Source organism: Pseudomonas sp. JV241A (assembly GCF_900275665.1).
Classification (GTDB): Bacteria; Pseudomonadota; Gammaproteobacteria; order Pseudomonadales; family Pseudomonadaceae; genus Aquipseudomonas; species Aquipseudomonas wadenswilerensis.
This window is the reverse complement of sequence record NZ_OPYO01000020.1, coordinates 26,560-50,581: the sequence shown is the minus strand read 5'-3', so window position 1 is coordinate 50,581 and position 24,022 is coordinate 26,560. Positions and strand designations below refer to the sequence as shown.

Genomic DNA, 24,022 nt, shown 5'->3' with positions numbered 1-24,022 from the left:
CCAATCAATCAGGCCAGCGGCGGCAGGGCGCCGAGCTTGCCTTTGTGGTAGATCATCGGTGTTGCCGGTTGCTCGGGCAGGATCAGGTGCTTGACCGCGCCGACGATGATGGCGTGGTCGCCGCCGTCGTACTCGCGCCACAGTTCGCACTCGATGATCGCCGTGGCGTTGCCTAGCAGCGGGTTGCCCAGCTCGCTCAGGTGCCAGTCGATGCCCTTGGCCTTGTCTTTACCCTTGCCGGCGAAGGCGTAGGCTTCGGCGGTTTGCCCGGCGGCCAGCAGGTGAATGGCGAACTGCTTGCTGTCGCGCAGGATCGGGTAGGTATCGGAGGCGTAGTTGGGGCAGAACAGCACCAGCGCCGGGTCGATCGACAGTGCACTGAAGGCACTGGCGGTGATGCCGACGATGCCGCCGTCGGCGTCCAGGGTGGTGACCACCGTGACGCCGGACGGAAAGGAGCCCATCACGTCTTTGTAAATGCCGGGTTCGATCATGGACTGGCGCTCCTAACGCATGACAAAGGGGTCGGGCATGGGCGCGGTGGAGAGGTTGATCCACACCGTTTTCAGCTCGGTATACGCCAGCACCGAATCGATGCCGCTTTCACGGCCGTAGCCGCTGTTCTTGAAACCGCCGATCGGTGCCATGGCCGACACCGCACGGTAGGTGTTGACCCAGATGATCCCCGAACGCACGTCCCGGGCCAGGCGATGGGCCCGCCCCAGGTCGCGGGTCCAGATGCCGGCGGCAAGGCCGAACTGCGAATCGTTGGCCATGGCCAGGGCCTCGGCCTCGGTCTTGAAGCGGATCACCGCCGCCACCGGGCCAAAGACTTCTTCCTGCATGATCTTCAGTGAGTGGCTGTCGCATTCGAACAGGGTCGGCTGGTAGTACCAGCCAGCGCCTTCGACCTCGGCGCGCTGGCCGCCCAGGCGCAGTTTGGCGCCCTCGGCCTTGGCCGCCGCTACCAGGCCTTCGACCACGGCCAGTTGCTGGGCGGTGGCCATCGGGCCCATTTCGCTGCTTTCATCCTGCGGGTTGCCGATCTTGATGCGCTTGGCGCGTTCGATCAGGCGCTCGACGAACTCATCGAAGATCTCGTCCTGCACCAGCAAGCGCGAGCCGGCTACACAGCTCTGCCCGGAGGCGGCGTAGATGCCGGCCACCGCGCCATTGATGGCGCTGTCCAGGTCGGCGTCGGCGAAGATGATGTTCGGCGACTTGCCGCCCAGCTCCAGCGACAGCCTGGCGAAGTTCTCGGCGCTGCTGCGCACCACATGGCGGGCGGTGGCGGCGCCGCCGGTGAAGGCGATCTTGCGCACCAGCGGGTGGCGGGTCAGGGCGGCGCCGGTGCTCGGGCCGTAGCCGGTGACGACGTTGACCACCCCCGGCGGGAAGCCGGCCTCAAGGGCCAGGCGCGCCAGTTCGAGGATGGTCGCCGAGGCATGCTCGGACGGCTTGATGACGATGGTGTTGCCGGCTGCCAGGGCCGGTGCCAGTTTGATCGCGGTCAGGTACAGCGGGCTGTTCCAGGGAATGATCGCCGCCACCACGCCGATCGGCTCGTGCACCGTGTAGGCAAACAGGTCGGGCTTGTCCAGCGGCAGGGTGCCGCCTTCAAGCTTGTCGGCCAGGCCCGCGGTGTAGTGGAAAAACTCCGGCAGGTAGCCGACCTGGCCGCGGGTCTCACGGATCAGTTTGCCGTTGTCGCGGCTTTCCAGCTGGGCCAGGCGCTCTTTGTTGTCGCTGATCAGGTCGCCGAGGCGGCGCAGCAGCTTGCCCCGGGCGGTGGCGGTGAAGCCACGCCAGGCGGGGCTTTCGAAGGCTTTTTGCGCGGCCTGTACCGCCAGTTCGACATCGGCTTCAGCGGCATCGGGCAGCTGCGCCCAGGCTTGCGCGGTGGACGGGTCGAGGCTGTCGAAGGTCTTGCCGCTGACGGCATCGCGCCACTGGCCGTCGATGCACATCTGGAAGGGTACAAGTGTCATGCAACGATCCCCTTGGCTGAATCGGAGAGGGTTCGGGCGTGCCCGAGAAAGTCCAGGAGCATCTGGTTGACCAGGCGCGGCGACTCTACCGGCATCATATGCCGTTGCTCGGCCAGCACCACGCTCTGGGCCCCGGGAATGCGCTGGGCCAGTTGCACGGTCATGTCCGGGGTCGAGCCCAGGTCCCATTCGCCGGTGGCGATCAGGGTTGGCACCTGGATGCTCGCCAGGTCATCGGCGCGGTACATGTCCTGGGTGGCGAACAGTTCGTAGGTGGTCAGGTAACCCTGCGGATCGTTGCTGGCCAGGATCTGGCGAATAGCGGCGATCTGCGCCGGGTTGGCCGCCTGGTATTCGCGGCTGAACCAGCGTGCCAGGGCTGCTTCGGCATTGGCGTCGGGGCCGTGTTCGGCCGCCTGGGCAGTGCGTGCGATCACCCCGGCGCGCTGTTCGGCGCTGCGGTTGAACACGCTGTTGAGCACCACCAGCGCGGCCAGGCGCTGTGGGTAATGCAGGGCGAAGGCGCGGGCCACCAGGCCGCCCATGGAGAAGCCGATGATGGTTGCCTGAGGCACTTGCAGGTGCTCGAGCAGCTCGGCCAGTTGCGCGGCATAGCCGGGCAGGCCGGTGCCGGATGCCGGACGCGGGCTCTGGCCGTGGCCGAGCATGTCGTAGGCAATGACCCGGTAATCGCTGGCCAGGCCAACGATCTGCCCGCCCCACATTTCTTTGTTCAGGCCCACGCCGTGGATCAGGACCACGGGTTGGCCTTGGCCGGTCGCCAGGTAACTGGTGCCGGCCGGGGTGCGTTCAGCAGCAGGCTGAATCATCGGTCGCTCCTAGGGCGTAATTATTGTTATTGCGCTTTTTCAGCGGCCAGCTCTTCCAGGTCGATGTAGCGGTTGCCGATGCGCGGGTGCAGGCGGCCGCCGTCGGCGCAACCGAGCACCACGACGATCTCGTCGGCACGCGGGGCGTCTTCGATCTGCATTTCCAGAGTGATGTAGTGCGAGCGCAGGCCTTCGTCGTCCTTGTGCATCATCGGGATCTGGATCGAGGTGCCGGGGCCGCCGCGCTTGTTGGTGAAGCTCAGGTAGCTCTTGGCCTGGACCGCTTCGCGGTAGTGGTTGCCAAAGCGCAGGGTGTGGATCACTGCCGAGGCGTGTTCGATCTCGCCATCGGCGCCGACCACGGCGGCCTTGCCGTAGGCCTCGATCTTGTCGGCACCACCGATGGCCGCGCACAGGCGCTCGACCATCTGCGCACCGAGGTCCGAGCAGTTGGCGCGAATCTCTGGCTTCAAGTCTTCGACAAAACCGCGACCCAGCCACGGGTTCTTGATCACCACAGCCAGGCCGACCATGGTCACCGGCTTGTCGGTGGCCTTGCCGCCTTCAATCAGGGTTTGTTCGGTGTAGGTGACGATCTTGCGGATTTCGAAACTCATGGGCAGCTCCCGTGCAGGGTGGGTTGGTCTTGTTGTCTGATGGTATACCATAATATTTGGCGCGCAAGGGCTTGCTGCAAATTTCTCTGCCTGGGGGACGGGTGGGAGGTAGAAAAGCATCGCGGGTCAAGTCGAGTCGTCGCACCGCCGCTCCTACACGCCTGTCGGAGCGGCGGTGCGACGACTCGACTTGACCCGCGATAGGGGGACTACTTGCGCGCTTCGAGGATCAAATTGAACGGCGTCTCGGTCGCCCGGCGAAAGCGCTTGAACCCGGCTTCCTCGAACACCGCTCGCAGCCTGCCTTCACCCGCTTGTGCACCCAGCCCCAGGCCAACTTCCTGAGACAGCGAGTTCGGCGTACAGATAAAGGTCGAGGCGGCATAGAACAGCCGCCCGACCGGCGTGCTGTTTTCATCCAGGGTGTCGTTGGCATACGGCTCGACCAAAAGCACCGTGCCGTCGGCTTTCAGCGACTCATAGGCATGCCGGGCGGCGCCGACCGGGTCGCCCATGTCGTGCAGGCAGTCGAAGTAGCAGATCAGGTCGTAGTCGTTGCCGGGGAAGTTCTTGGCGCTGGCCTGGACAAACTCCGTGCGTTCGGTCACGCCCCCTTCGGCAGCACGTTCGCTAGCGATGCTGATCGATGGGCCATGGTAGTCAAAGCCGCTGAAGCGCGAGGCCGGGAAGGCCTGGGCCATGATCACCGTCGAGGCGCCATGGCCGCAGCCGACATCGGCGACCTTGGCCCCGGCCTGCAGTTTGTCGATCACGCCGGTCAGGCTCGGCAGCCACTCGGCCACCAGATGGGCGCGGTAACCAGGGCGGAAGAAGCGCTCGGTGCCGCTGAACATGCACGGGTGATGATCGCCCCAGGCCAGGGCACCATCGCCGCGCATGGCGGCAACCAGTTTGTCTTTGTCGTGAAACAGCGCGGCAATCACCGAGGCACCGCCAGCGACATACACCGGTGAGTCTTCGATGGCCAGGGCCATGGCCTGTTCTTCCGGCAGGCGAAAGCGCCCATCGCTGTGTTCCATGTAGCCGGAAGCGGCCTGGGCGCTCAGCCATTCGCGCAGCAGGCGGGGATTGCAGCCGGTCTTGTCGGCCAGTTGTTCGGGTGTGATGAATTGGCTGTCGGCCATGGCCCGGTACAAACCGAGCTCATCGCCGAGGATCAGGTTGGCAAGCATGGCCGCGGCACCCATGTCGGTGACCAGCTTGCCCATGAAGTCATTGAGTCTGGCTTCGTCCATTGCGTGTTCTCCTGCAAGAAGTCCAACGTCAACGGGGTTGCCAGCGGGGCCGGCAACCTCGGGCCAATGTGTTGCGGGGGCAACTCTTAAGTCTAGTTCGCTTCGAAGAACGCCAGCACTTGTGCGCTGAACGCTTCGTCCGCTTCTTCCATGACGAAGTGCCCGCAGTCGGCGATGACGCTGCCGCGCAGGTTGTCGGCATGGGCTTGCAAGGTCTGCAACGGCACCTCGCCGGTAGCATGCTCGGCGCCGATGGCCAGCACTGGCATGTTCAGGCGTTTGCCGGCGCGCTGGCGGTTCTGGGCGATGGTCTGGCTGATCGAGCGGTAGTAGGCCAGCCCGCCACTCAAGCCGCCGGGCTTGCTGTAGGCCTTGATGTAGGTATCGACGGCAACGCGGTCGACATGGTGCGCCCAGCGCTCGAACATGAAGGTCAGGTAGCGGTCCTCACGGCCACTGATCAAGGCTTCGGGCAAGTCCTGCAACTGGTTGAACAAGAAGTGCCAGATGAAAATGTTCTGCTCGGCGCTGACAAAGATCGGCGGCGCCTCGGCCAGGCCCGGAATCACCGCCTCGCTGAGCACCAGTTGGCTGACCGCGTCGGGGTAATCGCTGGCCAGCGCATAACCGACCCACATGCCCACGTCGTGGCCCGCCAGCCGGTAGCGTTGGTGGCCCAGTTGGCCCATGGCCCGGTGCAGCAGCGCGGCGATGTTGCCGGTGTCATGGCCTTCGGCGGCCGGGTCGGAGAGGCCGGTGCCCGGCAGGTCGACGGCAATGGCCTGGTAACCCTGGCGGGCCAGGGCTTTCATCACATGCCGCCAGGTGTACCAGGTCTGCGGCCAGCCCGGGATCAGCAGCACCGGCTGGCCACTGCCCAGTTGTACGCAGTGCAGGCGGCGGCCAGGCTCGAGGATCAGGTAGCGATGTTCGAAGTCGGTTTCGGGGGTTGCTGACATGTGTTGCACTCCATGTGAAAAGGGCATTCAAACCAGGCCCAGCAGGGTCTGGATCTGTTGCGGGTCGACCGGCGCGCCGGCAAAGTCGTCGAAGGTGCGAGTGGTGACCTGGATGATGTGCTCACGGATGAACGCTGCGCCTTCGCGGGCGCCGTCTTCCTGATCCTTGAGGCAGCACTCCCATTCCAGGGTGGCCCAGCCGGGGAAGTCGTATTGCGCCAGCTTGGAGAAGATCGCCTTGAAATCGACCTGGCCGTCGCCCAGGGAACGGAAGCGTCCGGCCCGCTCGGTCCAGTCGCAGTAACCGCCGTAGGTGCCCTGGCGGCCAGTTGGGTTGAACTCGGCATCCTTGACGTGAAACATGCGGATGCGCGCGTGGTAAATGTCCAGGTAGTCCAGGTAGTTCAGTTGCTGCAGGACGAAATGGCTGGGGTCGAACAGCAGGTTGCAGCGCGGGTGCTGATCCACCAGGTCGAGGAAGCGTTCAAAGCTGCTGCCGTCGTGCAGGTCTTCACTGGGGTGGATCTCGTAGCAGAGGTTGATGCCATGGTCTTCGCAGGCATCGAGGACCGGCCGCCAGCGCCGCGCCAGCTCTTCGAAGGCCGCCTCGATCAGGCCGGCCGGGCGCTGCGGGAAGGGGAACAGGTAAGGCCAGGCCAGCGAGCCGGAGAACGTGCCCATGTCGGTCAGGCCCAGGCGTTGCGAGGCCTTGATTGCCAGGTGCAATTGTTCCAGCGCCCAGGCCGTGCGCGCCTGGGGTTTGCCGTGCAGGGCCGGCGGGGCGAAGTTGTCGCACAGGGCGTCGTACGCCGGGTGTACCGCGACCAGCTGGCCGAGCAGATGGGTGCTCAGCTCGCTGACCTGCAGGCCGTGCTCGGCGAGCATGCCACGCAGCTCATCGCAGTAGCCCTGGCTTTCGGCAGCCAGTTCCAGGTCAATCAGGCGCCGGTCCCAGGCCGGTACCTGCAAGGCCTTGAAACCATGGCCGGCCGCCCAGCGGGCGATCTCGGGGAGGCTGTTGAAGGGGGCTTGCTCAGCGCTGAACTGGGCCAGGTGCAGGCTGGGTCCTTTGAGGGTACGCATGGTGACTTCCTATTGTTTGTCGATCGACAAACAATAGGTCGGCAACAGGCTTGCGTCAACTGTTTTGCAGGGTAGAATCCGCCACACCTGATTTGATGGACACACAACCCATGGCCGGACGTCCCCGGGAATTCGATCGCGACCAGGCCTTGCACAAGGCCCTGGCGACCTTCTGGCAATACGGTTACGAAGGCACTTCGATGGCCCTGCTGGTCAGTGCCCTGGGCATTGCCTCGGCGCGCATCTACGCCGCCTTTGGCAGCAAGGAGCAGCTGTTTCGCGAAGTGGTGGCGCTGTACCTGGCCGAGCAGGGCGGCTTTGCCGAGCGGGTCATCCACCGCGACCTGGCAGTGGGCCAGGCCGTGGAGCAAATCCTCCTTGAGGCCATCGCCACCTACACCGCGGCGGACGGGCCGCGCGGTTGCCTGGCGGTGTCATCGACCGCCAGCGGCGGGCCGGATATCAGCGGCGTGCTCGACTGGATGAGCGAGCTGCGCCGCCAGCGCACCCAGTCGATCATCGACTTGCTGCAGCAGGCCCATGGCCGTGGCGAGCTCAAGGCCGATGCCGATCCGCAGGCACTGGGCGACCTGTTCGCCACCTTGCTGCACGGCATTGCCATCCAGGCCCGCGACGGCATTGCCACGGCGCGCCTGCAGGCGATGATCAAACCGGCACTAAGCGCACTGCGCGCGGCCCAGGCCTGATTCAGCGCGCCTGGCCCGAGGCCCGCTCACGCAGGGCCTTGCTGACCTTTGCCTGGATCTTGTAGGCCGGCGCTTCGACCGCGTCGAAGTCGCGTGAATAGCGCCGGGCGAACTCCGCCACTCCCCATTGCTGGTACTGCTGCACATGGTGCAGTTCGTGGGCCCAGAGCGCGACGTTGTCCTGGGCGTCGGCTTCGTTGCGAAAGACGATGATGTCGATCAGGGTCACGGCGTTGACGTCGGGGTTCTGCAGCAGGGCATTGGCGCTGTCCAGGGCCTGTTGATCGCCGACCTTGTAGCGCGCCGCGTCGAGCACCTGGAAGTCATAGAACGGCTCGAGCTGGGCGCGGATGTGCAGGGGGATCGGCAGCACCGTGCCGGCCGCCGCAGTATCGCGCGCCTGCTGCAAGGCCAGGGCCAGGGAACTGCTGGCCATGCGCCCGAGGTCGTCGAGCACGGTGCCGGCCTGGCCCGGGTCGATGGGCGAGCAGATGCAACTGCCCAGGCAGATTTCGTACTGGCCGGCCGGGCAGGCGGCGAGGGCGGTGAGTGGGGCAGTCAGGGCAAAGCTCAGCAATAGCGACTCAAGAGGCTTCATGCAAAGCCCCGGCAATAAAGTCGCGGGAGGCCTTGAGCACCTGTTCCTGAATCGGCTCGCTGGCGAGCATGCGCGCAATCACCAGTGCGCCCACGCACTGGCTGATCAGCGCCCAGGCCAGGCCCGGGTCTTCGAGGGTTTGCGCCCAGGCTTGCTGCAGGCTGCACAGCCAGTGTTCGGCTTCTGCGCGCACCGGTTGCTCGGCACGGGCGATTTCCGCGCCCAGGGTTGGTATCGCGCAACCGCCTTCGACATTGTGCAGATGAGCCATGCTCAGGTATTGATCCAGGCAGCGCTCCAGCCGCGCACGGTTCATCGGCTGCTGGGCGATGGGGCTCTGGGACAGCTCGCGGCGTACCACTTCGCTGAACAGGTCGTCCTTGGACGGGAAGTGGTTGTAGAAAGCGCCACCGGTCAGGCCGATGGCCTTCATCAGCCCGGCCACACCCGTGGCAGCGAAGCCGCCGCGTTTGGCCAGGGCGCCGCTGCTCTCCAGCAACTTTTGCCGGGTTTGTTCCTTGTGCTGGGTGGAATAGCGCACGCCGGCAATCTCCGCAGGGCTGGCTTGACGAAGCCTGAATCATAGCATAGCGTTCGTTTACTAAATGATCGTTTACCAATGGAGGCGACAGATGACCCAAGGCAAGAAGGTGGTACTGGTGGTAGGGGCCGGCGATGCAACCGGCGGCGCGATTGCCAAGCGTTTTGCCCGCGAAGGTTATGTCGCCTGTGTGACCCGGCGCAGTGCCGACAAGCTGCAGCCGCTGGTGGATGAGATCCGCGCCGCCGGCGGCGAGGCTCATGGTTTTGCCTCGGATGCGCGCAAGGAAGAGGAGGTGGCCGCGCTGGTTGAGGAGATCGAAAGCACCCTCGGCCCGATCGAAGCCTTTGTCTTCAACATCGGCGCCAATGTGCCCTGCAGCATTCTCGACGAGACCGCGCGCAAGTACTTCAAAATCTGGGAAATGGCCTGTTTCGCCGGCTTCTTGACCGCTCAGGCCGTCGCGCGGCGCATGGTCACCCGTGAGCGCGGGACTATCCTGTTTACCGGTGCCACCGCTGGCTTGCGCGGCGCTGCCGGGTTTGCCGCCTTCGCCGGCGCCAAGCATGGCATTCGCGCGCTGGCCCAGAGCATGGCCCGCGAGCTTGGGCCGCGCAATATTCATGTCGCCCATGTGGTGGTGGACGGAGCCATCGATACCGCGTTCATCCGCGACAGCTTCCCCGAGCGCTATGCACTCAAGGACCAGGACGGCATTCTCGACCCGCAGCATATCGCCGACAGCTACTGGTTCCTGCACAGCCAGCCCCGCGATGCCTGGACCTTCGAACTCGACCTGCGGCCGTGGATGGAACGCTGGTAAGCCCTCTCACAACAACCCGTATAACAACAAGAAAGGAACTGCTGCACATGAGCAAGACTGTCGAATTCTTCTTTGATCTGGGCAGCCCGGCCAGCTACCTGGCCTGGACCCAACTGCCAAGCCTCTGCGCCCGGCACGATGCGCAACTGGTGTACCGGCCGATGTTGCTGGGCGGGGTGTTTCAGGCCACCGGCAATGCCTCGCCGGTGATGGTGCCGGCCAAGGCCCGGCATGTGTTCGTCGACTTTCAGCGCTACGCCAAGCGCTATGGCGTGACCCTGGCGTTGCCACCGGGTTTTCCGATCAATACCCTGGGCCTGATGCGCGGCACCGTTGCCGTGCAGCGCTATCAACCGCAGCGTTTCGAGGCTTACCTGAGTGCGATGTTCCAGGCCCTGTGGGTGCAGCAGCGTAATCTTGGCGACCTGCAGGTATTGGCGGGTGTGCTGCAAGCGGCCGGTTTCGACCCCGAGCAGTACCAGGCCTGGACGGCCGAGCCCGAGGTCAAGGCCGCGCTCAAGGATGCGACTGAAGAAGCGGTGCGCCGAGGCGTGTTCGGTGCCCCCACGTGTTTTGTCGGCGAGCAGATGTTCTTCGGCCAGGACCGCCTGGAGTTCGTAGTGGAAGCGTTGGGCTGAGCAGGACAGTCAAGTGTAGCGGCATTATTTTCACTAACTGTATGGTCGAGGCGGGTCGGGACTCCGATAGTGTCAGTGCAGCCCAATAAAAAAACCGGATGCCTGCCATGCTCAGCTCACTGGACCTGATCACTGCCTTCGTACTGTTCGCCTTCGTTTCCTCGATCACCCCGGGGCCCAACAACACCATGTTGCTGGCCTCCGGAGTGAACTTCGGCGTGCGCCGTTCGATTCCCCATGCACTGGGCATCAGCGTGGGCTTCATGGTCATGGTCCTGGCGGTGGGTTTCGGCCTGGGCGAAGTGTTCAAGGCCTACCCGCCGATCTACACCGTGCTGCGCTATGTCGGCGCCGCCTACCTGCTGTACCTGGCGTGGAAGATTGCCACATCCGGGCCGCTGTCGGTCAGCGACTCGGCCAGCCGCAAGCCCCTGGGCTTCTGGGGCGCGGCGGCATTCCAGTGGGTCAACCCGAAAGCCTGGGTCATGGCCGTGGGCGCAATTACCACCTACACCCCGGCCCAGGGCTACGTCACCAACGTCATCGTCATCGCCACCGTGTTCGCCCTGGTCAACCTGCCCAGCGTGTGCGTCTGGGTGATGTTTGGCAGCGCCTTGCGCACGGTGCTGCAGAACCCGCGCTGGCTGATGCTGTTCAATTTGCTGATGGCGGCGCTGCTGGTGATATCCCTGTACCCCTTGCTGTTTGTAGAATCGAGTTTTTCCTGACGTGAGTACGCTGGCACATGCAGTTGATTCCCTGGTCCCATGACACAAGTGCTGGCTTCACCCTGCGCGGCTGGCGCTCCCCGGCCAGTGGCAAACCGTTGCTGCATTTTCTGCACGGCAACGGCTTTTGCTGCCTGGCCTACCAGCCGTTGCTGGCGCGCCTGGCCGAACAGTTCGACCTATGGCTGTGCGATGTCCAGGGCCATGGCGACAGTGACCATGGCGGCCCGTTCGCCGGCTGGAATCGCACTGCGCAGCTGGCCATCGAGGCCTTCGAAGCGGGCCGTGGCGAGTACGGCGAGGTGCCGCGTTTTGCCGTCGGCCACAGTTTTGGCGGGGTGCTCACCGGCTTGATGCTGGCGCAGCAGCCACAGCTGTTCCAGCGCGCGGTGCTGCTCGACCCGGTGCTGTTTACCCGGGCGATGATGGGCATCATGGGGGCCGCCGCGCTGGTCGGCCTGCACCGTCGTCACGCCCTGGCACGCAAGGCCGCCACCCGTCGCAGCCATTGGCCTGATCGCGGCACGGCACGGGCGTCGCTGGAGGGGCGGGGGATCTTCAAGGGCTGGAGCGAATCGGCGTTGCAGTCCTATATCGAACACGCCATCGGCGATTGCGGTGAAGGCGTGGTGCTCAAGTGCCGGCCCAGCCGTGAAGTGGAAATCTTCAGCTCCTTCCCCCGGCGCATGTGGGCTTCGTTGACCCAGGTGGCCACTCCGAGCCTGGTGCTCTATGGCGAATCCACCTATCCCTTCGTGCCGCAATCGGTACAACGCTGGGCCCAGGTCAATCGCCAGGTGACCGCGACCCAGGTGCCGGGCGGGCACTGCTTCATGCAGGAAGATCCGGCGGCGTGCAGTGAGCGGGTCGAGGCCTTCCTGCTGGGTTGATCGGGCTGTTGTCCATTTTGCGACGATAGCTGGCCTTATCGCGAGCGAACGACAGCGCGCCTTTGCCTAAGCTGCTCCTCCAATGACAACAACAGGAGAAGCAGCATGGGACAGGCGCGTTGGCCGTTGCTGTGCGTGGGAGCCGTGCTGAGCGGTGCGTGTAGTCATTTCGACGAGGGCCGGGTGCTGACCGCGGCGCAGCGGCCTGCAGTCGAGCTGAGCCGCACCGCGGGTACGCGTGCGGATGCGTTACCGCAGGATTGGTGGTCGCTGTACCAGGACCCGCAGCTGGATCGCCTGGTAAACGCAGCCCTTGCGCATAACCGCGAGCTGGCCGCTGCCCAGGCGAATGTGCAGGTGTTGCTTGGCGGCCTGCGTGGTGCCGCCGCCGGGCGCTGGCCAACCACACGGCTGGGTTATGGCTACCGCTACGGCCGTGATGGGGATGACCAGACCCTGGCAGACGCCACCGCCAGCCATGCGGACAGCCAGTTCAAGCATGAAGCGCAATGGGGGCTGGATTACGAGCTTGATCTGTGGGGCCGGGTTGCCGCTGGCATCGTTGCGGCCCGCGCCGATGCTGAAGCGGCGCAGGCCGCCCGTGACCTGTTGCGGGTCAGCGTCGCGGCGCAAACCACGCGTGCGTATTTGCGGGTGTGTGCCCTGGGCGCTCGCCGCGAGGTGCAGCAGCAGTCAGTGGCGTTGCTGCAAAGCAGCCTGGACCTGACGCGCCGGCAACAAGCCGCCGGGGTCCTCACCGAGCTGGATGTCAGCCGCCAGCAAAGCCTGCTGGAGCAGACCCGCGCGTTGTTGCCCTGGTTGCAGGGCCAGCGTCAGGCAGCCTTGTTCGAACTGGCGGTGCTCAGCGGCCAGCCGCCGCAGCATCTGGATGAGCAGGCCAGCCATTGCCAGCGCCTGCCCAGCATTGCCCGGCCATTGCCAGTGGGCGACGCCTGGAGCCTGCTGCAACGCCGCCCGGATATCCGCCAGGCCGAACGCCAATTGTTCGCCGCTCGGGCACGGATCGACACCGCCAAAGCCGAACTGTATCCGCAGGTGCACTTTGGCGCGGCACTGGAATCGTCAGCGGCATCCTTCGGTGCGATGGGTGACAGCAAGGCGCTGACCTTTGCCATCGGCCCCTTGATCAGTTGGCGCTTTCCCAACCGCGAGCAGGCCCATGCCCGGGTCGAGCAAGCGCAAGCGAGCAGCGAGGGTGCCCTGGCGCGTTTCGACAGCGTGGTGCTGGAAGCCTTGCGCGACACCGAGCAGGCCTTGGCGCTGTATGCCGGAGAACGCCAGCAGCGCGCGGCATTGGCCCGCGCCACGGCCCAGAGCCAGCGCGCCTATGAACTGGCCCGGCTGAGCCTGGACGCCGGCGCCGTGGATGGCCTGGAGCTGCTCGACAGTCAACGCACCCTGGTCCGCCAGCAGGCCGAACTGGCCGAAGCCGACTTGCGCCTGCTGGAGCGCCAGGTCGCGCTGTTCCGTGCCCTCGGTGGCGGCTGGCAGCGTGTCCACACCCCTCGATCCCTTGCCTTGCACACCGGAGCCCGCCCATGAACCAGGCCGTTAGCCCTGATCCGCAGATTGTCAGCGTGAAACTGACCCGCCGCCGGCAAGCCATCCATGTGCTCGGCGCTGCCGGGTTGTTGGCCGTGCTGGCCTATGGCGGTTACTGGTGGAGCAGCGCGCGCTTCTTTGAACAGACCGACGACGCCTATGTGCGTGCCGACTGGGCACCGGTCAGCGCGCGGGTGGCAGGCTATGTCACCGAGGTGCGCGTGGCCGACAACGCCAGGGTCAAGGCCGGCGACGTGCTGGTGCGCCTGGACGATCGCGACTACCGGCAGCGCTTGCGCCAGGCCCGCGCGCAACAGGCCGCCAGCGCAGCGGCAGTGCAGGCACAACAGGCGCACCTGGTTACCTTTGGCGCGCAACTTGATGAGCAGCGCCAGGCCATCGCCCGTGCCCAGGCCGAACGCGCTGCCAGTGAAGGCGAGGCCCGGCGTGCGCAACTCGACTGGCAGCGCTACCGGCAACTGGCCGGGCAACAAGCCGCCAGCGCCCAACGCCTGGAAAGCGCCACCGCCAGCCGGGTCAAAGCCCAGGCGCTGTTACGCGGGGCCGCTGCCGAGCTTGAGCGCCAGCAGGCGCGGCAACAGGTGCTGAGCAGCCAGCGGCAACAGGCTCGGGCCGACCTGGCTTCGCGCCAGGCTGCGCTGGAGCAGGCCGAAGCGGAGTTGGGTCTGGCCGAGAATGCCCTGGCCGACACCGAGATTCGCGCGCCTTTCGATGGCGTGGTCGGCCAGCGCAAGGTTCGCCAGCAGCAGTACGTCACCCCCGGTTTGCCGTTGCTGGCGGTGGTGCCGGTGGCTCAGGCCTATGTGGTCGCCAACTACAAGGAAACCCAGCTTGAGCACTTGCGCCCCGGCCAGCGGGTCACCCTGGAAGTCGACACGTTTGGCCGTCACTGGCAGGGGACCGTCGACAGCGTGTCGCCCGGCTCCGGCGCGGTGTTCGCGCTGCTGCCGCCCGACAACGCCACTGGCAACTTCACCAAGATCGTCCAGCGCTTCCCGGTACGCATCCAGCTCGATGCGCCGCCCGCCGGTGAAGCGCAACTGCTGCCCGGCATGTCGGTGATCGCCACGGTCGATACCCGCGAGGCTCGCCATGGCAGTTGAAGACAAGGTCTCGTTACGCGCCTGGGTGGCGGTAATCGGCGGCTTGTTCGGCTGCTTCATGGCCGGGATGAACGTGCACGTCACCAGCGCCGCCTTGCCGGAGATCGAAGGTGCGCTGGGTGCCAGTTTCGAGGAAGGTTCGTGGATCTCAACGGCCTATCTGGTCGCCGAAATTACCATGATCCCGCTCACCGCCTGGCTGGTGCAGGTGTTCTCCCTGCGCCGGGTAATGCTGGTGGGCTCGGTGGTGTTTCTGCTCAGTTCGGTCAGTTGCGCCCTGGCGCCAAGCCTGCAGGCGATGATCGCCATCCGGGTCATCCAGGGCGCCTCGGGAGCGGTGCTGATTCCGCTGTCGATGCAACTGATCATCACCGAACTGCCGGCCAGCAAGATCCCCCTGGGCATGGCCTTGTTCAGCCTGTCCAACAGCGTTGCCCAGGCGGCCGGGCCGTCGATTGGCGGTTGGCTCACCGACGCTTATTCATGGCGCTGGATTTTCCTGTTGCAGTTGCTCCCGGGGGTGGCGCTGATTGCGGCGGTGGCCTGGTCGATCGGCGCCCAGGCCGGGGACCGGCGCAAGCTGCGCCAGGCCGACTGGCTGGGCATCGCCGCCATGGCCCTGGGCCTGGGGGCGTTGCAGATCGTGCTGGAAGAGGGCGGGCGCAAGGACTGGTTCGATTCTTCGTTCATCATCGCCTTCAGCCTGGTTGCCGGTTTTGCCCTGGCGCTGTTCATCCAGCGGCAGTTATGGGGGGATCGCCCGTTCATCAACCTGCGTCTGCTGGCCAGCTACAACTTTGGTGTCGCCAGCCTGGCCATGGCAGTGTTCGGCGCGGCGACGTTCGGCCTGGTATTTTTGGTGCCCAACTACTTGTCGCTGGTGCAGGGTTACAACGCCCGCGAGATCGGCATCAGCCTGATCGCCTACGGCATGGTCCAGCTGCTGTTGGCGCCGTTGCTGCCGCGGTTGATGCGCTGGCTCAACGCTAAACTGCTGGTCGCCAGTGGCTTCGCGATCATGGCCCTGGGCTGCTGGCTGGGGGCGCACCTGTCGGACGATGCCGCCGCCAACGTGATCATCCCCTCTACCATGGTGCGCGGTATCGGCCAGCCGCTGATCATGGTGGCGCTCTCGGTGCTGGCGGTCAAAGGCCTGGACAAGGCCCAGGCAGGCTCGGCCTCGGCGCTGATCTCGATGCTGCGCAACCTCGGTGGCGCGGTGGGCACGGCGTTGCTTACGCAACTGGTGTCCCAGCGTGAGCGTTTTCATTCCGAGCGTATCGGCGAGGGCTTGACGATGTTCGATGGCGCCTTGCAGCAGCGCCTGCCGGACGGGCTGGTCGATGTGCAGTCGCCGGCGGTGATGCAGACGCTGAGCCTGATCGACCACAGTGTGCGCCAGCAGGCCTACCTGATGGCCTACTCGGATGCCTTCTACCTGGCCTGCCTGGCCCTGGCCGTCTGCGCCCTGGCTGCATTGCTGCTGCGCCAGAAGGACGGTTGATCAGTCCGGCTGTGCCGTGCCATAGGCCTGGGCCTTGCCGAAATAGGCCGAGGGCGAAACCCCCAGGGTGCGGCGGAACATGGCGCTGAAGGCGCTGGGGCTGTCGTAGCCCAGGTCCAGCGCCACATCAAGAATCGGATGCCCGGCGGCCAGGGAGTCGAGGCTGGCCAGCAGGCGCATGCGCCGCAGCCACTGGATGAAGCTCAAGCCGGTCTCGCGCTGAAAGGCGCGGGTCAGGGTGCGGGCGCTGCTGCCGATCAGGCGGGCGGCGCGGGCAAGGTTCCAGTCTTCACCGGGCGCATTGCGCAGGGCCTGGCACAGCTCGGCCAACTGCGGGTCGCGGGGGGTGGGCACATGCAGGGCCATGATCGGCAGCACGCGGATCTCATCGAGGATCAGCTGCATCACCCGCTCATCGCGACCGCCGGGCGGGTAGTCGGCGGGAATGTCCATGGCACTGATGATCAGTTGGCGCAGCAGCGGCGAGATGTCGATCACCTGGCAGTCCTGTGGCAGGTCGGTGCGGGCTTTCTGGTCGATGAACAGGGTGCGCATGCGTACTGCTCCGGCCATCTTCAGGTCGTGTTCGACTGCGCTCGGCACCCACACCCCACGCCCGGGCGGCACCACCCAGCTGCCCTGCAGCGAATTGACCGTGATCACCCCGCTCAGGGCATGGATCAACTGCGCGCGGTTGTGGCAGTGCGCGGCAATGCGTTCGCCGTGGCGGTAGTTTTCGGCCAGGGTGAGGATGGGCTTTTCCTGGCGGGCGGCAGGCGACATGAGCAAGGGCCGTGTTGAGCGGGAAGCGCGATGGTAGCAAAAAGGGCGTTGGCTGCGACCGCTGCGCGCTCGATCGCCGGCACGCCAGCCCCCACAGTCAGGCGATATCACTGGCCTCGAACTCCGCCGCGAGAAAATCCAGCAAGCTGCGCACCGACGGCAGCAACCCGCGCCGCGAGGCGAATACCGCGTGCACCACGCCGCACTCCGGTGCCCAGTTCGGCGTGGCTTGCACCAGCCGCCCGGCTTCGAGTTCTTCGCGTATGACCACCAGCGGCAAATGCACCACCCCCACGCCAGCCACCGCCGCCTGGCGCAAGACGATCAGGTCATCGGTCACCAGCCGCGGGTTGTGCCGCAGGCTGGCACGGGCGCCGTCGGGGCCGAGCAGGTGCCAGTGGTAATCGCGCTGCGGGTAACCCCAGTGCAGGCTGGGCAGGGCGCTCAGGTCAGCCGGCACCGGGCGCTGTGGCAGGCGCTCGAGCAAGGAGGGCGCGGCCACCAGGTATTGGGTGCTACGCGCCAGCACCTTCATCACCAGGTCGCTGCTTTCCAGTGGCGGCACGCGTACGCGCAGGGCGATGTCGATACCTTCCTGGATCAGGTCGACCTGGCGGTTGGTACTTTCGATATGCAGCTGCACCAGCGGGCACTGGACCATGAAGCGGGTGAGCATGGCCCCGACCCAGAAATCCAGCAGGGCAGTGGGGCAGCTCAAGCGCACGATGCCTTGCGGCTCGGCGCGGTTGCGCTCGATCAACTCGGCGGCGCCTTCGGCTTCCACCAGCATGGCCACGCAATGGCGGTAGTAGGCCTGGCCGATTTCGGTCACCGAGAAGTGCCGGGTCGAGCGCTGGATCAGGCGCACGCCCAGGCGTTCTTCCAGCCCGGCGATGCGCCGGCTGAGCTTGGATTTGGGCATGTCCAGGGCGCGACCGGCCGGGGCGAAGCCGCCGTGATCGACCACCTGGGCAAAGTAGTAAAGGTCGTTGAGGTCTTCCATCAGTGTTCTCCATATGGAACGCTGAAGGCAGTTTAACTGATCTACCGCCGATGTCGTTGCGCTCGTATGGTTATAGCCATGCACGAGAGGAGGCATCTGATGAAAAAGATCCAAGGCGTCTACAGCAGCCCGCACCCACATTGGGTGGGTGATGGCTTCCCGGTCCGTAGCCTGTTCACCTACGACAACCTGGCCCAGCACATCAGCCCGTTCCTGCTGCTGGACTATGCCGGCCCCCACGACTTCACCCCGACCACGGCACGTCGCGGGGTCGGCCAGCACCCCCATCGCGGTTTCGAAACCGTGACCATCGTCTACCAGGGCGAACTGGAGCACCGCGACTCCACCGGCGCCGGCGGCCTGATCGGCCCGGGCGATGTGCAGTGGATGACCGCCGCCGGCGGGATTCTCCATGAGGAGTTCCACTCGCCAGCCTTCGCCGCCCAAGGCGGCACCCTGGAGATGGTCCAGTTGTGGGTCAACCTGCCGGCCAAGGACAAATCGGCGCCCGCCGGCTACCAGACCTTGCTCGGCACCGACATCCCGGTGGTGCCGCTGGGCAACGGTGCCGGCAGCCTGCGGGTGATTGCCGGTGCGTTCCGCGGCCACCAGGGCCCGGCCCAGACCTTCTCGCCCATGGATGTCTGGGACCTGCAGCTCAAGGCCGGCGCGCCCGTGCGCCTGCCCAGTGCCGCCGGGCGCAGTACCGCGCTGGTGGTGTTGCGCGGTCAGTTGCTGGTCAACGGCGAGCGTCAGGTCGGTGCCGCGCAACTGGTGCTGTTCGACCGCGCCGGTGACGAGCTGCTGCTCGAAGCGCAAAGCGATGTGTCGGTGCTGCTGCTCAGCGGCGAGCCGCTGGATGAGCCAATTGTCGGTTACGGCCCGTTCGTGATGAACAGTGATGCCGAAATCGCCGAAGCCTTCGACGATTTCCGCGCCGGGCGCTTCGGCCAGATGAGCGGGCAGGCCGGTCCGCGACACCACAACTAGTCTCATTAACCCGAAGGTCGGCCGCAGGGTCGGCCTTCGACCCGGGCTGCGCGCAAAACGCCCAGCCTGATCCCGAAGGAGAACGTGCCATGAGTACTTTTGCCAACGTTGCCAACTTCAACGGCCAGGTGCCGCGCATCGACCCCGATGACGCCGCGATGCTGTTGATCGACCATCAGAGCGGCCTGTTCCAGACGGTCAAGGACATGCCCATGACCGAGCTGCGGGCCAACGCCATTACCCTGGCAAAGATCGCATCGCTCGCCAAGATCCCGGTCATCACCACCGCTTCCGTGCCGCAAGGTCCCAACGGCCCGCTGATCCCGGAAATCCATGAAGCCGCCCCCCACGCCCGGTACGTGGCACGCAAAGGTGAAATCAACGCCTGGGACAATCCCGAGTTCGTTGCCGCGGTAGAGCAGACCGGACGCAAGACGTTGATCATCGCCGGCACCATCACCAGTGTGTGCATGGCCTTCCCGAGCATCAGCGCGGTCAATGCGGGCTATAAGGTATTTGCGGTGATCGATGCCAGCGGCACCTATTCGAAGATGGCTCAGGAAATCACCCTGGCGCGCATCATGCAGGCCGGCGTGGTGCCGATGGACACCGCCGCGGTGTGCTCGGAAGTCCAGCGTACCTGGAACCGTGAAGACGCCCAGCAATGGGCCGAAGCCTACAGCGCTGTGTTCCCGCATTACCAGTTGCTGATCGAAAGCTATCTCAAGGCGCAACAGGTCGCACGCGACAACGAACTGCTCGATTCCCAACGCTGATCCCTCATGTCCGGTGCCCGGCACCGGCGTCTCAATGCAAGGAGTAAGACCATGACCAAGCCCTACGTCCGCCTGGACAAGAACAACGCCGCCGTCCTGCTGGTCGACCACCAGACCGGCCTGCTGTCGCTGGTTCGAGACATCGACCCGGACCGGTTCAAGAACAACGTGCTGGCCGTTGGCGACCTGGCCAAGTACTTCAAGCTGCCGACCATCCTCACCACCAGCTTCGAAACCGGCCCCAACGGCCCGCTGGTGCCCGAGCTCAAGGCGCAGTTCCCCGAGGCGCCGTACATCGCTCGTCCGGGGCAGATCAACGCCTGGGACAACGAAGACTTCGTCAAGGCGGTCAAGGCCACCGGCAAGAAGCAACTGATCATCGCCGGTGTGGTAACTGAAGTATGCGTGGCGTTCCCGGCGCTGTCGGCCCTGGAAGAAGGCTTTGACGTGTTCGTGGTCACCGATGCCTCCGGCACCTTCAACGAGTTGACCCGCGACTCGGCCTGGAATCGCATGTCGCAAGCCGGCGCCCAACTGATGACCTGGTTCGGCCTGGCCTGTGAGCTGCACCGCGACTGGCGCAACGACATCGAAGGCCTGGGTACCTTGTTCTCCAACCACATCCCCGACTACCGCAACCTGATGACCAGCTACAACACCCTCACCAACGGCAAGTAACGCCGTTAACCGATCGGCGGCCGGGCGCTAGCGTAGCCCGGCCGTCGTCGTCTCGACATCGCCCTGAAGGGCAGACCTTTGCGGTGCCGAAATTCTGCGAAACCGCTGGTGTGGTGACGTTTGCGCAGGTGATGATCAGCGCATGAAACCTCCTCCCACCTTCGCTGGCCATCGTCGCACCGTGCGGCCCGGCAGCGTCATCAGCTTCTGGCTGCCCTATCAGCCACCGTTGCACTGGCCATCGCTGCTGGGGTTTCTTGCCGCGCGGGCGATCACCGGGGTCGAGACGGTGGCGGCGGGGGTGTATACGCGCAGTTTTGATCTCGCCCAGGGCCAGGGCATCGTCCAGGTGTCTCAGGCGCGTGGGTCCCGGCTGAAGGTCACCGTGGTCGGTGCTTCTGCGCGAGCACTGCCGGGTTTGCTGGCCAGGGTCCGACGGGTGTTTGATCTGGATGCCGAACTGCACAAGATCCAGGCACAGCTCAGTCGTGACCCGTTGATGGCGCAACTGATCAACCTGCGTCCGGGGCTGCGTGTGCCGCGCGGCTGGGACGCGTTCGAGCAGGCCATGCGCACCGTGCTGGGCCAGCAGATCAGTGTGGCCGGTGCTATCACCCTGGCCGGGCGCCTGGTGGCGGGTTACGGCCAGCGACTCCCCGCGCATGTCCAGCAGTGGCCCGGCTTGACCCATGTGTTCCCCAGGGCCGAGGCCATTGTTGACGCCGACCTCAGTGGCCTGGGCATGCCGCGCTCGCGGGCCTTGACCTTGTCGACCCTGGCCCGGGCATTGCTGGAGGACCCGCAGCTGTTACGCCCTGAGCGCAATCTGGAGGCCTGGGTCCAGCGGCTGTGCCGCTTGCGCGGCATCGGCCCGTGGAGCGCCCACTATCTGGCCCTGCGCCAGATGGGCGCGGCCGACGCCTTGCCGCTGGGGGATGTGGCCCTGATCAAGGCCTTGCGCCTGCTTGAAGGCGCCGACGCAAAACTGGCCCAGCGTGCTCAGGCCTGGAGCCCGTGGCGCGCCTATGCCGCCCAGCACCTGTGGGCGTCATTGAGCTGACTTAGCTGGACTGGCGCCACTTCACATCGGTAATGCCGTAGCGCTCGGCCAGGGGCTTGCTGACTTTCCTGACCTTCTCGCGGCCGTAGCGGCCTATTCGACCGAGCCCGGCGTCGCAGCTTGCCCAGTGCCAGGCTTCGGCGTTGTCCATCGTCTCGGCGCGGATGATGAAAGACTTGTGATCGCCGTGCAGCTGATAGTCGATGACGAATAGTTTTGCGTTGTTCATGGGGCTGGCAGGATCCTTACAGAGCAGTGACCAAGAAAATCCCTTCAATGCCTCTAGTGAGTGCTGGGCGATGGAAAAAATTCCATCGGATTTCCCTGGTCAATGGGCGCCGCTGACGGTCAGGTGCCGGGCGTCCTTTTCAAACACCACCTGCTCCAGGCGATGGGCAATGCCGTAGGGCAGCGAGTCGTAGGCGGGGATGACTTTTTCTTCGGTCGACAGGCAATGAAAGATGTCCAGCTTGCGCTCGGCCTGGGCGGTCTCCAGTTCGAATATACGCACGTAGCGCTCCAGGTCGTTGTTCAGGCTCGACAGGTATTCACGCAGGCGCGAATGGTCCACCGCGCTCTGGCTGAAGTGCCAGGTCATGGGATGGATGAGAAAGCGAGAATGGGGAGCGGCGACACGCTCGGCGGCGGCCAGGTACATGATGATGCCCATGGACTCGATGTTGCCGGCATTGACTGCGCAAAGCGGCACCGGCAAGGACTTGAGAAAGCTGTACAGCGAGAATCCGAAGTTGGTGCTGCCGCCAGTGGTCGAGAGAAACAGCAGCAACGAGGTAGCACCGTCATCGACGGCCTGCAGGCACCGGTCGCGAAAGCGCTCGGTGGTGTCCTGGTCGATCTGGCAATGAAAGTGGATCACCTGTTGGCTCATTGCAGTGCCTCAGGACCGACGCACGTGCAGTGCGCCGGTCTTTCGTCCGTTAGCTACGGCCGCCACCACTTGGTTTGCGGGCCTGGTCTTTGTCCATGTCAGGCTTGCGGGTCTGGCCACCTGCGGTACCGCCGGAGGCCTGGCCACCTTTTTTCCCGGCATCAGACGCTTTTTGCTTGTCGTTAGCGAAATTCCCGGGATTCGAAGTGCCTTTGTTAGCCATGATTCTCTTCCTCTTGTGAATATTCGCAAGGCGTTTGCCTTACACAGGTTGGGAGGCGACCGCCGTGGGCAAAGTTTTAAATATTTCAGCGATGCGAGACGAACGGTAAAGGCATGCCGTTCATCTGCCACAGGCCCGAATACCTGGAACTTGGCCAAGGGCAGACGGCTCTTCCGAGAGATCATTGCTGCACTGCATGGGGGCAACGGCGCGGCATCGGCAAATTCAATTGGCATCGAGGACTGGCTGGGTACTAACTCAATAGTCGGGCCCTCCGATACGAGGATCGCAGCATGTCACTGATTGGAGTTTCCACCCTTGAGTTGTGCCATCTGATCGAACAGGCGTTCCTGCCTGATCGCTGTGTCGTATCCTGCGCCGATGGCGAGCACCTGACCATTCAATTGGGGCAGGGCGATAGCCTGGGCGATTGCCTGACCGTCACAGGTATCCATGTGCACAGCCTGACCACCTGCCACGAGCTTGCCACCCTGGTTGCCCAGGTGCGCGAAGAACAGCGCCTGGGGCGTAGCCAGATTCCGTTCAAACCCCAGGCGATGGCCTGAACCACGCAGTCTGCCACCGGTTAGCCAAGGCTGGCCGGGCGCAGGTATTCAGGGCTGAGCACGTTGAACCAGAACAGAATCATCGACACCAGGATGGTCACCAGCACCAGCAGCCCGACCGCCCACACACTGGTCGAATACAACAGGCCGTCTTCCTTGCGCAGGCGCAGGAAGGTTGGCAGGCCGACGTAGAGCAGGAAGGTCGCATAGGCCGAAGCCGCGCCCAGCACGATCAGCGCCAGCCAGCGTCCGGGATAGAGCCCGGCGATACCGGCAACGAAATACGGCGTGGCGGTATAGGCGGCAAAGCCGATGCACTGGTTCAGGCTTGGCCGCGCATCGAAGGTGCGCGACATCCAGCGAATGAACCCGCCCATGATCATCACCCCGACCACGCTGCAGGCGTACAGCAACACGCCGAGCTCGGCGGCGCTGGCCACGCTCAGGCGTACCCGCTCGGTACCGGCCAGGCTCCAGCCCACGCTGGTGGTACCGATGAACAGGCACAAGGCGGGAATCAGCGCCATCAGCAGCAGGTGCGGCAGGTAGTGACGCGGGTGCAGTTCTTCTTCCTGGCGGATTTCCATCCAGGCGTCATCGGGGTGGGTGAACAGTTGAACCAGATGGGTACTCATGGTGACCTCCGGGTAAGCAGGGCAGGAAACACCTCTCCCTGTTCTATGGAGGCCTGGGCGGCGTTGGGGTTTCATTTTTTTTGAACCACTCACCGCAGCGTCCGGTCACTGACAAGTGACGACCACCATCTGTCCGGCAGGCCGTGCAACGGCAGTGGTTGTGGCTGTGCGGCCAAGCCGCAGGGCTGACGACCACGCTGGGCCCATCGCTGGCAAGGCCAGCTCCCACAATCGGTTTGTGTAAGCCGGACCTGTGGTGGCTGGCTTGCCAGCGAAGCGGTTACTGCAGTTCCAGCTGCAGCTGCAAGCCGCCGTCATCACAGCGCCGGTGATACTGGACGATCCCGCGATAGGTACGGCCTTCCCAGACAAACGCCACGCTGTGCGAGCGCTCGAGCTTGGCGGGCACGGGCGCCCGCACCTGCATGCGCAAACCCGGCAGGCCGTTGATGTTCAGCGGCGCCAGTTGCACCTCGCATTCGGCGCTGTGGGCCACGGGGCCGAACAGCGTGTCCTGGACAAAATCGATCTGCAGGCAGGTCGGGCAGGCCGGGCTGACCTTTCTCATAC

At 64.9% G+C, this 24,022-nt stretch carries 29 protein-coding genes; 13 read left to right on the top strand and 16 right to left on the bottom strand.

The features are described 5' to 3' along the window. Nucleotides 1-8 precede the first annotated feature (8 nt). From JV241A_RS12435 to JV241A_RS12405, 7 genes are all read right to left on the bottom strand, one after another. Nucleotides 9-494, bottom strand: coding sequence for a flavin reductase family protein (locus JV241A_RS12435; protein WP_115086961.1), 486 nt, complete (start codon nt 492-494; stop codon nt 9-11). Between the two features lie 12 nt (nt 495-506). After that, on the bottom strand, nt 507-1,988 hold the full coding sequence (locus JV241A_RS12430; RefSeq protein WP_134062781.1) for an aldehyde dehydrogenase: 1,482 nt from the start codon (nt 1,986-1,988) through the stop codon (nt 507-509). Then, nucleotides 1,985-2,818 carry an alpha/beta fold hydrolase gene (locus tag JV241A_RS12425; protein ID WP_134062779.1) on the bottom strand — a complete coding sequence of 278 codons (834 nt, stop codon included), beginning with the start codon at nt 2,816-2,818 and terminating at the stop codon, nt 1,985-1,987. The genes JV241A_RS12430 and JV241A_RS12425 overlap by 4 nt, the downstream gene beginning before the upstream one ends. A gap of 26 nt (nt 2,819-2,844) precedes the next feature. Beyond that, entirely contained in the window at nt 2,845-3,435 is a 591-nt protein-coding gene (locus tag JV241A_RS12420; protein WP_115086958.1) for an amino acid synthesis family protein, read from the bottom strand. A 209-nt stretch (nt 3,436-3,644) separates the two neighbouring features. Further along, a complete protein-coding gene (locus tag JV241A_RS12415; protein WP_115086957.1) occupies nt 3,645-4,691 on the bottom strand; it encodes a class I SAM-dependent methyltransferase in 1,047 nt (348 codons plus the stop codon). Between the two features lie 92 nt (nt 4,692-4,783). Next, nucleotides 4,784-5,650, bottom strand: coding sequence for an alpha/beta hydrolase (locus tag JV241A_RS12410; RefSeq protein WP_115086956.1), 867 nt, complete (start codon nt 5,648-5,650; stop codon nt 4,784-4,786). Nucleotides 5,651-5,677: 27 nt separating this feature from the next. Further along, nucleotides 5,678-6,733 carry a sugar phosphate isomerase/epimerase family protein gene (locus JV241A_RS12405; RefSeq protein ID WP_115086955.1) on the bottom strand — a complete coding sequence of 352 codons (1,056 nt, stop codon included), beginning with the start codon at nt 6,731-6,733 and terminating at the stop codon, nt 5,678-5,680. A gap of 110 nt (nt 6,734-6,843) precedes the next feature. On the opposite strand from JV241A_RS12405, the gene JV241A_RS12400 reads away from it, so the two are divergent. Continuing rightward, the gene (locus JV241A_RS12400) at nt 6,844-7,440 is read left to right on the top strand and encodes a TetR/AcrR family transcriptional regulator (protein ID WP_115086954.1); all 597 of its coding nucleotides are present in this window, start codon (nt 6,844-6,846) and stop codon (nt 7,438-7,440) included. A gap of 1 nt (nt 7,441) precedes the next feature. On the opposite strand, the gene JV241A_RS12395 is transcribed toward JV241A_RS12400, so the two are convergent. Together JV241A_RS12395 and JV241A_RS12390 are read right to left on the bottom strand one after the other, a co-directional pair. Continuing rightward, entirely contained in the window at nt 7,442-8,038 is a 597-nt protein-coding gene (locus JV241A_RS12395; RefSeq protein ID WP_134062777.1) for a DUF4157 domain-containing protein, read from the bottom strand. After that, complete coding sequence (locus JV241A_RS12390; RefSeq protein ID WP_115086952.1) at nt 8,025-8,579, bottom strand: TetR/AcrR family transcriptional regulator; 555 nt, start codon at nt 8,577-8,579, stop codon at nt 8,025-8,027. The genes JV241A_RS12395 and JV241A_RS12390 overlap by 14 nt, the downstream gene beginning before the upstream one ends. Before the next feature lie 91 nt (nt 8,580-8,670). Here JV241A_RS12390 and JV241A_RS12385 point away from each other — a divergent pair, with 91 nt between their 5' ends. The 7 genes from JV241A_RS12385 to JV241A_RS12355 all read left to right on the top strand — a co-directional run bounded on the left by JV241A_RS12385 (nt 8,671) and on the right by JV241A_RS12355 (nt 15,849). Next, nucleotides 8,671-9,402 (top strand): SDR family oxidoreductase, encoded by a 732-nt coding sequence (locus JV241A_RS12385; RefSeq protein WP_115086951.1) that lies wholly within the window; start codon nt 8,671-8,673, stop codon nt 9,400-9,402. A 47-nt stretch (nt 9,403-9,449) separates the two neighbouring features. Then, on the top strand, nt 9,450-10,040 hold the full coding sequence (locus JV241A_RS12380; RefSeq protein WP_115086950.1) for a 2-hydroxychromene-2-carboxylate isomerase: 591 nt from the start codon (nt 9,450-9,452) through the stop codon (nt 10,038-10,040). A 98-nt stretch (nt 10,041-10,138) separates the two neighbouring features. After that, nucleotides 10,139-10,768, top strand: a complete 630-nt coding sequence (locus tag JV241A_RS12375; protein WP_177414870.1) for a LysE family translocator — start codon at nt 10,139-10,141, stop codon at nt 10,766-10,768. Nucleotides 10,769-10,785: 17 nt separating this feature from the next. Further along, complete coding sequence (locus JV241A_RS12370) at nt 10,786-11,658, top strand: alpha/beta hydrolase (protein ID WP_115086948.1); 873 nt, start codon at nt 10,786-10,788, stop codon at nt 11,656-11,658. Between the two features lie 105 nt (nt 11,659-11,763). Next, entirely contained in the window at nt 11,764-13,221 is a 1,458-nt protein-coding gene (locus tag JV241A_RS12365; protein WP_134062775.1) for a TolC family protein, read from the top strand. After that, on the top strand, nt 13,218-14,345 hold the full coding sequence (locus JV241A_RS12360; RefSeq protein ID WP_115086946.1) for an HlyD family secretion protein: 1,128 nt from the start codon (nt 13,218-13,220) through the stop codon (nt 14,343-14,345). Before JV241A_RS12365 ends, JV241A_RS12360 begins: the two co-directional genes overlap by 4 nt. After that, the gene (locus tag JV241A_RS12355) at nt 14,335-15,849 is read left to right on the top strand and encodes an MDR family MFS transporter (protein ID WP_134062773.1); all 1,515 of its coding nucleotides are present in this window, start codon (nt 14,335-14,337) and stop codon (nt 15,847-15,849) included. Before JV241A_RS12360 ends, JV241A_RS12355 begins: the two co-directional genes overlap by 11 nt. On the opposite strand, the gene JV241A_RS12350 is transcribed toward JV241A_RS12355, so the two are convergent. Together JV241A_RS12350 and JV241A_RS12345 are read right to left on the bottom strand one after the other, a co-directional pair. Then, the gene (locus JV241A_RS12350) at nt 15,850-16,632 is read right to left on the bottom strand and encodes a helix-turn-helix transcriptional regulator (RefSeq protein ID WP_134062771.1); all 783 of its coding nucleotides are present in this window, start codon (nt 16,630-16,632) and stop codon (nt 15,850-15,852) included. It lies immediately after the preceding gene. A 97-nt stretch (nt 16,633-16,729) separates the two neighbouring features. Then, nucleotides 16,730-17,638 carry a LysR family transcriptional regulator gene (locus tag JV241A_RS12345; RefSeq protein WP_166675694.1) on the bottom strand — a complete coding sequence of 303 codons (909 nt, stop codon included), beginning with the start codon at nt 17,636-17,638 and terminating at the stop codon, nt 16,730-16,732. Nucleotides 17,639-17,734: 96 nt separating this feature from the next. Between JV241A_RS12345 and JV241A_RS12340 the strand changes: the two genes are divergently transcribed. The 4 genes from JV241A_RS12340 to JV241A_RS12325 all read left to right on the top strand — a co-directional run bounded on the left by JV241A_RS12340 (nt 17,735) and on the right by JV241A_RS12325 (nt 21,139). After that, nucleotides 17,735-18,625 carry a pirin family protein gene (locus JV241A_RS12340; protein ID WP_115086943.1) on the top strand — a complete coding sequence of 297 codons (891 nt, stop codon included), beginning with the start codon at nt 17,735-17,737 and terminating at the stop codon, nt 18,623-18,625. 89 nt (nt 18,626-18,714) lie between these two features. Continuing rightward, nucleotides 18,715-19,401, top strand: a complete 687-nt coding sequence (locus JV241A_RS12335; RefSeq protein ID WP_115086942.1) for a hydrolase — start codon at nt 18,715-18,717, stop codon at nt 19,399-19,401. A gap of 51 nt (nt 19,402-19,452) precedes the next feature. Further along, nucleotides 19,453-20,079, top strand: coding sequence for an isochorismate family cysteine hydrolase YcaC (gene ycaC / locus JV241A_RS12330; RefSeq protein WP_010223830.1), 627 nt, complete (start codon nt 19,453-19,455; stop codon nt 20,077-20,079). A 142-nt stretch (nt 20,080-20,221) separates the two neighbouring features. After that, complete coding sequence (locus JV241A_RS12325; protein ID WP_134062767.1) at nt 20,222-21,139, top strand: AlkA N-terminal domain-containing protein; 918 nt, start codon at nt 20,222-20,224, stop codon at nt 21,137-21,139. Nucleotide 21,140: 1 nt separating this feature from the next. Here the strand turns inward: JV241A_RS12325 and JV241A_RS12320 are convergent, their stop codons facing one another. The 3 genes from JV241A_RS12320 to JV241A_RS12310 all read right to left on the bottom strand — a co-directional run bounded on the left by JV241A_RS12320 (nt 21,141) and on the right by JV241A_RS12310 (nt 22,251). Beyond that, nucleotides 21,141-21,368 carry a DUF6555 family protein gene (locus JV241A_RS12320; RefSeq protein WP_115086940.1) on the bottom strand — a complete coding sequence of 76 codons (228 nt, stop codon included), beginning with the start codon at nt 21,366-21,368 and terminating at the stop codon, nt 21,141-21,143. A 99-nt stretch (nt 21,369-21,467) separates the two neighbouring features. Next, on the bottom strand, nt 21,468-22,028 hold the full coding sequence (locus JV241A_RS12315) for an ATP-dependent Clp protease proteolytic subunit (protein WP_115086939.1): 561 nt from the start codon (nt 22,026-22,028) through the stop codon (nt 21,468-21,470). A gap of 49 nt (nt 22,029-22,077) precedes the next feature. Further along, nucleotides 22,078-22,251: a KGG domain-containing protein gene (locus tag JV241A_RS12310; RefSeq protein WP_080764720.1), complete on the bottom strand. Its 174-nt coding sequence runs from the start codon at nt 22,249-22,251 to the stop codon at nt 22,078-22,080. Between the two features lie 293 nt (nt 22,252-22,544). Here JV241A_RS12310 and JV241A_RS12305 point away from each other — a divergent pair, with 293 nt between their 5' ends. After that, complete coding sequence (locus JV241A_RS12305; protein ID WP_115086938.1) at nt 22,545-22,817, top strand: DUF1652 domain-containing protein; 273 nt, start codon at nt 22,545-22,547, stop codon at nt 22,815-22,817. 20 nt (nt 22,818-22,837) lie between these two features. Here JV241A_RS12305 and JV241A_RS12300 read toward each other — a convergent pair whose 3' ends face one another. Then, nucleotides 22,838-23,452 carry a Yip1 family protein gene (locus JV241A_RS12300; RefSeq protein ID WP_115086937.1) on the bottom strand — a complete coding sequence of 205 codons (615 nt, stop codon included), beginning with the start codon at nt 23,450-23,452 and terminating at the stop codon, nt 22,838-22,840. A gap of 280 nt (nt 23,453-23,732) precedes the next feature. Then, nucleotides 23,733-24,020 (bottom strand): hypothetical protein, encoded by a 288-nt coding sequence (locus tag JV241A_RS12295; protein WP_115086936.1) that lies wholly within the window; start codon nt 24,018-24,020, stop codon nt 23,733-23,735. Between the last annotated feature and the right edge of the window lie 2 nt (nt 24,021-24,022).

Coding starts and splice junctions, on each gene's coding strand:
- JV241A_RS12435 (WP_115086961.1), bottom strand. CDS start 494: ATGATCGAACCCGGCATTTACAAAGACGTGATGGGCTCCTTTCCGTCC.
- JV241A_RS12430 (WP_134062781.1), bottom strand. CDS start 1,988: ATGACACTTGTACCCTTCCAGATGTGCATCGACGGCCAGTGGCGCGAT.
- JV241A_RS12425 (WP_134062779.1), bottom strand. CDS start 2,818: ATGATTCAGCCTGCTGCTGAACGCACCCCGGCCGGCACCAGTTACCTG.
- JV241A_RS12420 (WP_115086958.1), bottom strand. CDS start 3,435: ATGAGTTTCGAAATCCGCAAGATCGTCACCTACACCGAACAAACCCTG.
- JV241A_RS12415 (WP_115086957.1), bottom strand. CDS start 4,691: ATGGACGAAGCCAGACTCAATGACTTCATGGGCAAGCTGGTCACCGAC.
- JV241A_RS12410 (WP_115086956.1), bottom strand. CDS start 5,650: ATGTCAGCAACCCCCGAAACCGACTTCGAACATCGCTACCTGATCCTC.
- JV241A_RS12405 (WP_115086955.1), bottom strand. CDS start 6,733: ATGCGTACCCTCAAAGGACCCAGCCTGCACCTGGCCCAGTTCAGCGCT.
- JV241A_RS12400 (WP_115086954.1), top strand. CDS start 6,844: ATGGCCGGACGTCCCCGGGAATTCGATCGCGACCAGGCCTTGCACAAG.
- JV241A_RS12395 (WP_134062777.1), bottom strand. CDS start 8,038: ATGAAGCCTCTTGAGTCGCTATTGCTGAGCTTTGCCCTGACTGCCCCA.
- JV241A_RS12385 (WP_115086951.1), top strand. CDS start 8,671: ATGACCCAAGGCAAGAAGGTGGTACTGGTGGTAGGGGCCGGCGATGCA.
- JV241A_RS12380 (WP_115086950.1), top strand. CDS start 9,450: ATGAGCAAGACTGTCGAATTCTTCTTTGATCTGGGCAGCCCGGCCAGC.
- JV241A_RS12375 (WP_177414870.1), top strand. CDS start 10,139: ATGCCTGCCATGCTCAGCTCACTGGACCTGATCACTGCCTTCGTACTG.
- JV241A_RS12370 (WP_115086948.1), top strand. CDS start 10,786: ATGCAGTTGATTCCCTGGTCCCATGACACAAGTGCTGGCTTCACCCTG.
- JV241A_RS12365 (WP_134062775.1), top strand. CDS start 11,764: ATGGGACAGGCGCGTTGGCCGTTGCTGTGCGTGGGAGCCGTGCTGAGC.
- JV241A_RS12360 (WP_115086946.1), top strand. CDS start 13,218: ATGAACCAGGCCGTTAGCCCTGATCCGCAGATTGTCAGCGTGAAACTG.
- JV241A_RS12355 (WP_134062773.1), top strand. CDS start 14,335: ATGGCAGTTGAAGACAAGGTCTCGTTACGCGCCTGGGTGGCGGTAATC.
- JV241A_RS12350 (WP_134062771.1), bottom strand. CDS start 16,632: ATGTCGCCTGCCGCCCGCCAGGAAAAGCCCATCCTCACCCTGGCCGAA.
- JV241A_RS12340 (WP_115086943.1), top strand. CDS start 17,735: ATGAAAAAGATCCAAGGCGTCTACAGCAGCCCGCACCCACATTGGGTG.
- JV241A_RS12335 (WP_115086942.1), top strand. CDS start 18,715: ATGAGTACTTTTGCCAACGTTGCCAACTTCAACGGCCAGGTGCCGCGC.
- ycaC (WP_010223830.1), top strand. CDS start 19,453: ATGACCAAGCCCTACGTCCGCCTGGACAAGAACAACGCCGCCGTCCTG.
- JV241A_RS12325 (WP_134062767.1), top strand. CDS start 20,222: ATGAAACCTCCTCCCACCTTCGCTGGCCATCGTCGCACCGTGCGGCCC.
- JV241A_RS12320 (WP_115086940.1), bottom strand. CDS start 21,368: ATGAACAACGCAAAACTATTCGTCATCGACTATCAGCTGCACGGCGAT.
- JV241A_RS12315 (WP_115086939.1), bottom strand. CDS start 22,028: ATGAGCCAACAGGTGATCCACTTTCATTGCCAGATCGACCAGGACACC.
- JV241A_RS12310 (WP_080764720.1), bottom strand. CDS start 22,251: ATGGCTAACAAAGGCACTTCGAATCCCGGGAATTTCGCTAACGACAAG.
- JV241A_RS12305 (WP_115086938.1), top strand. CDS start 22,545: ATGTCACTGATTGGAGTTTCCACCCTTGAGTTGTGCCATCTGATCGAA.
- JV241A_RS12300 (WP_115086937.1), bottom strand. CDS start 23,452: ATGAGTACCCATCTGGTTCAACTGTTCACCCACCCCGATGACGCCTGG.
- JV241A_RS12295 (WP_115086936.1), bottom strand. CDS start 24,020: ATGAGAAAGGTCAGCCCGGCCTGCCCGACCTGCCTGCAGATCGATTTT.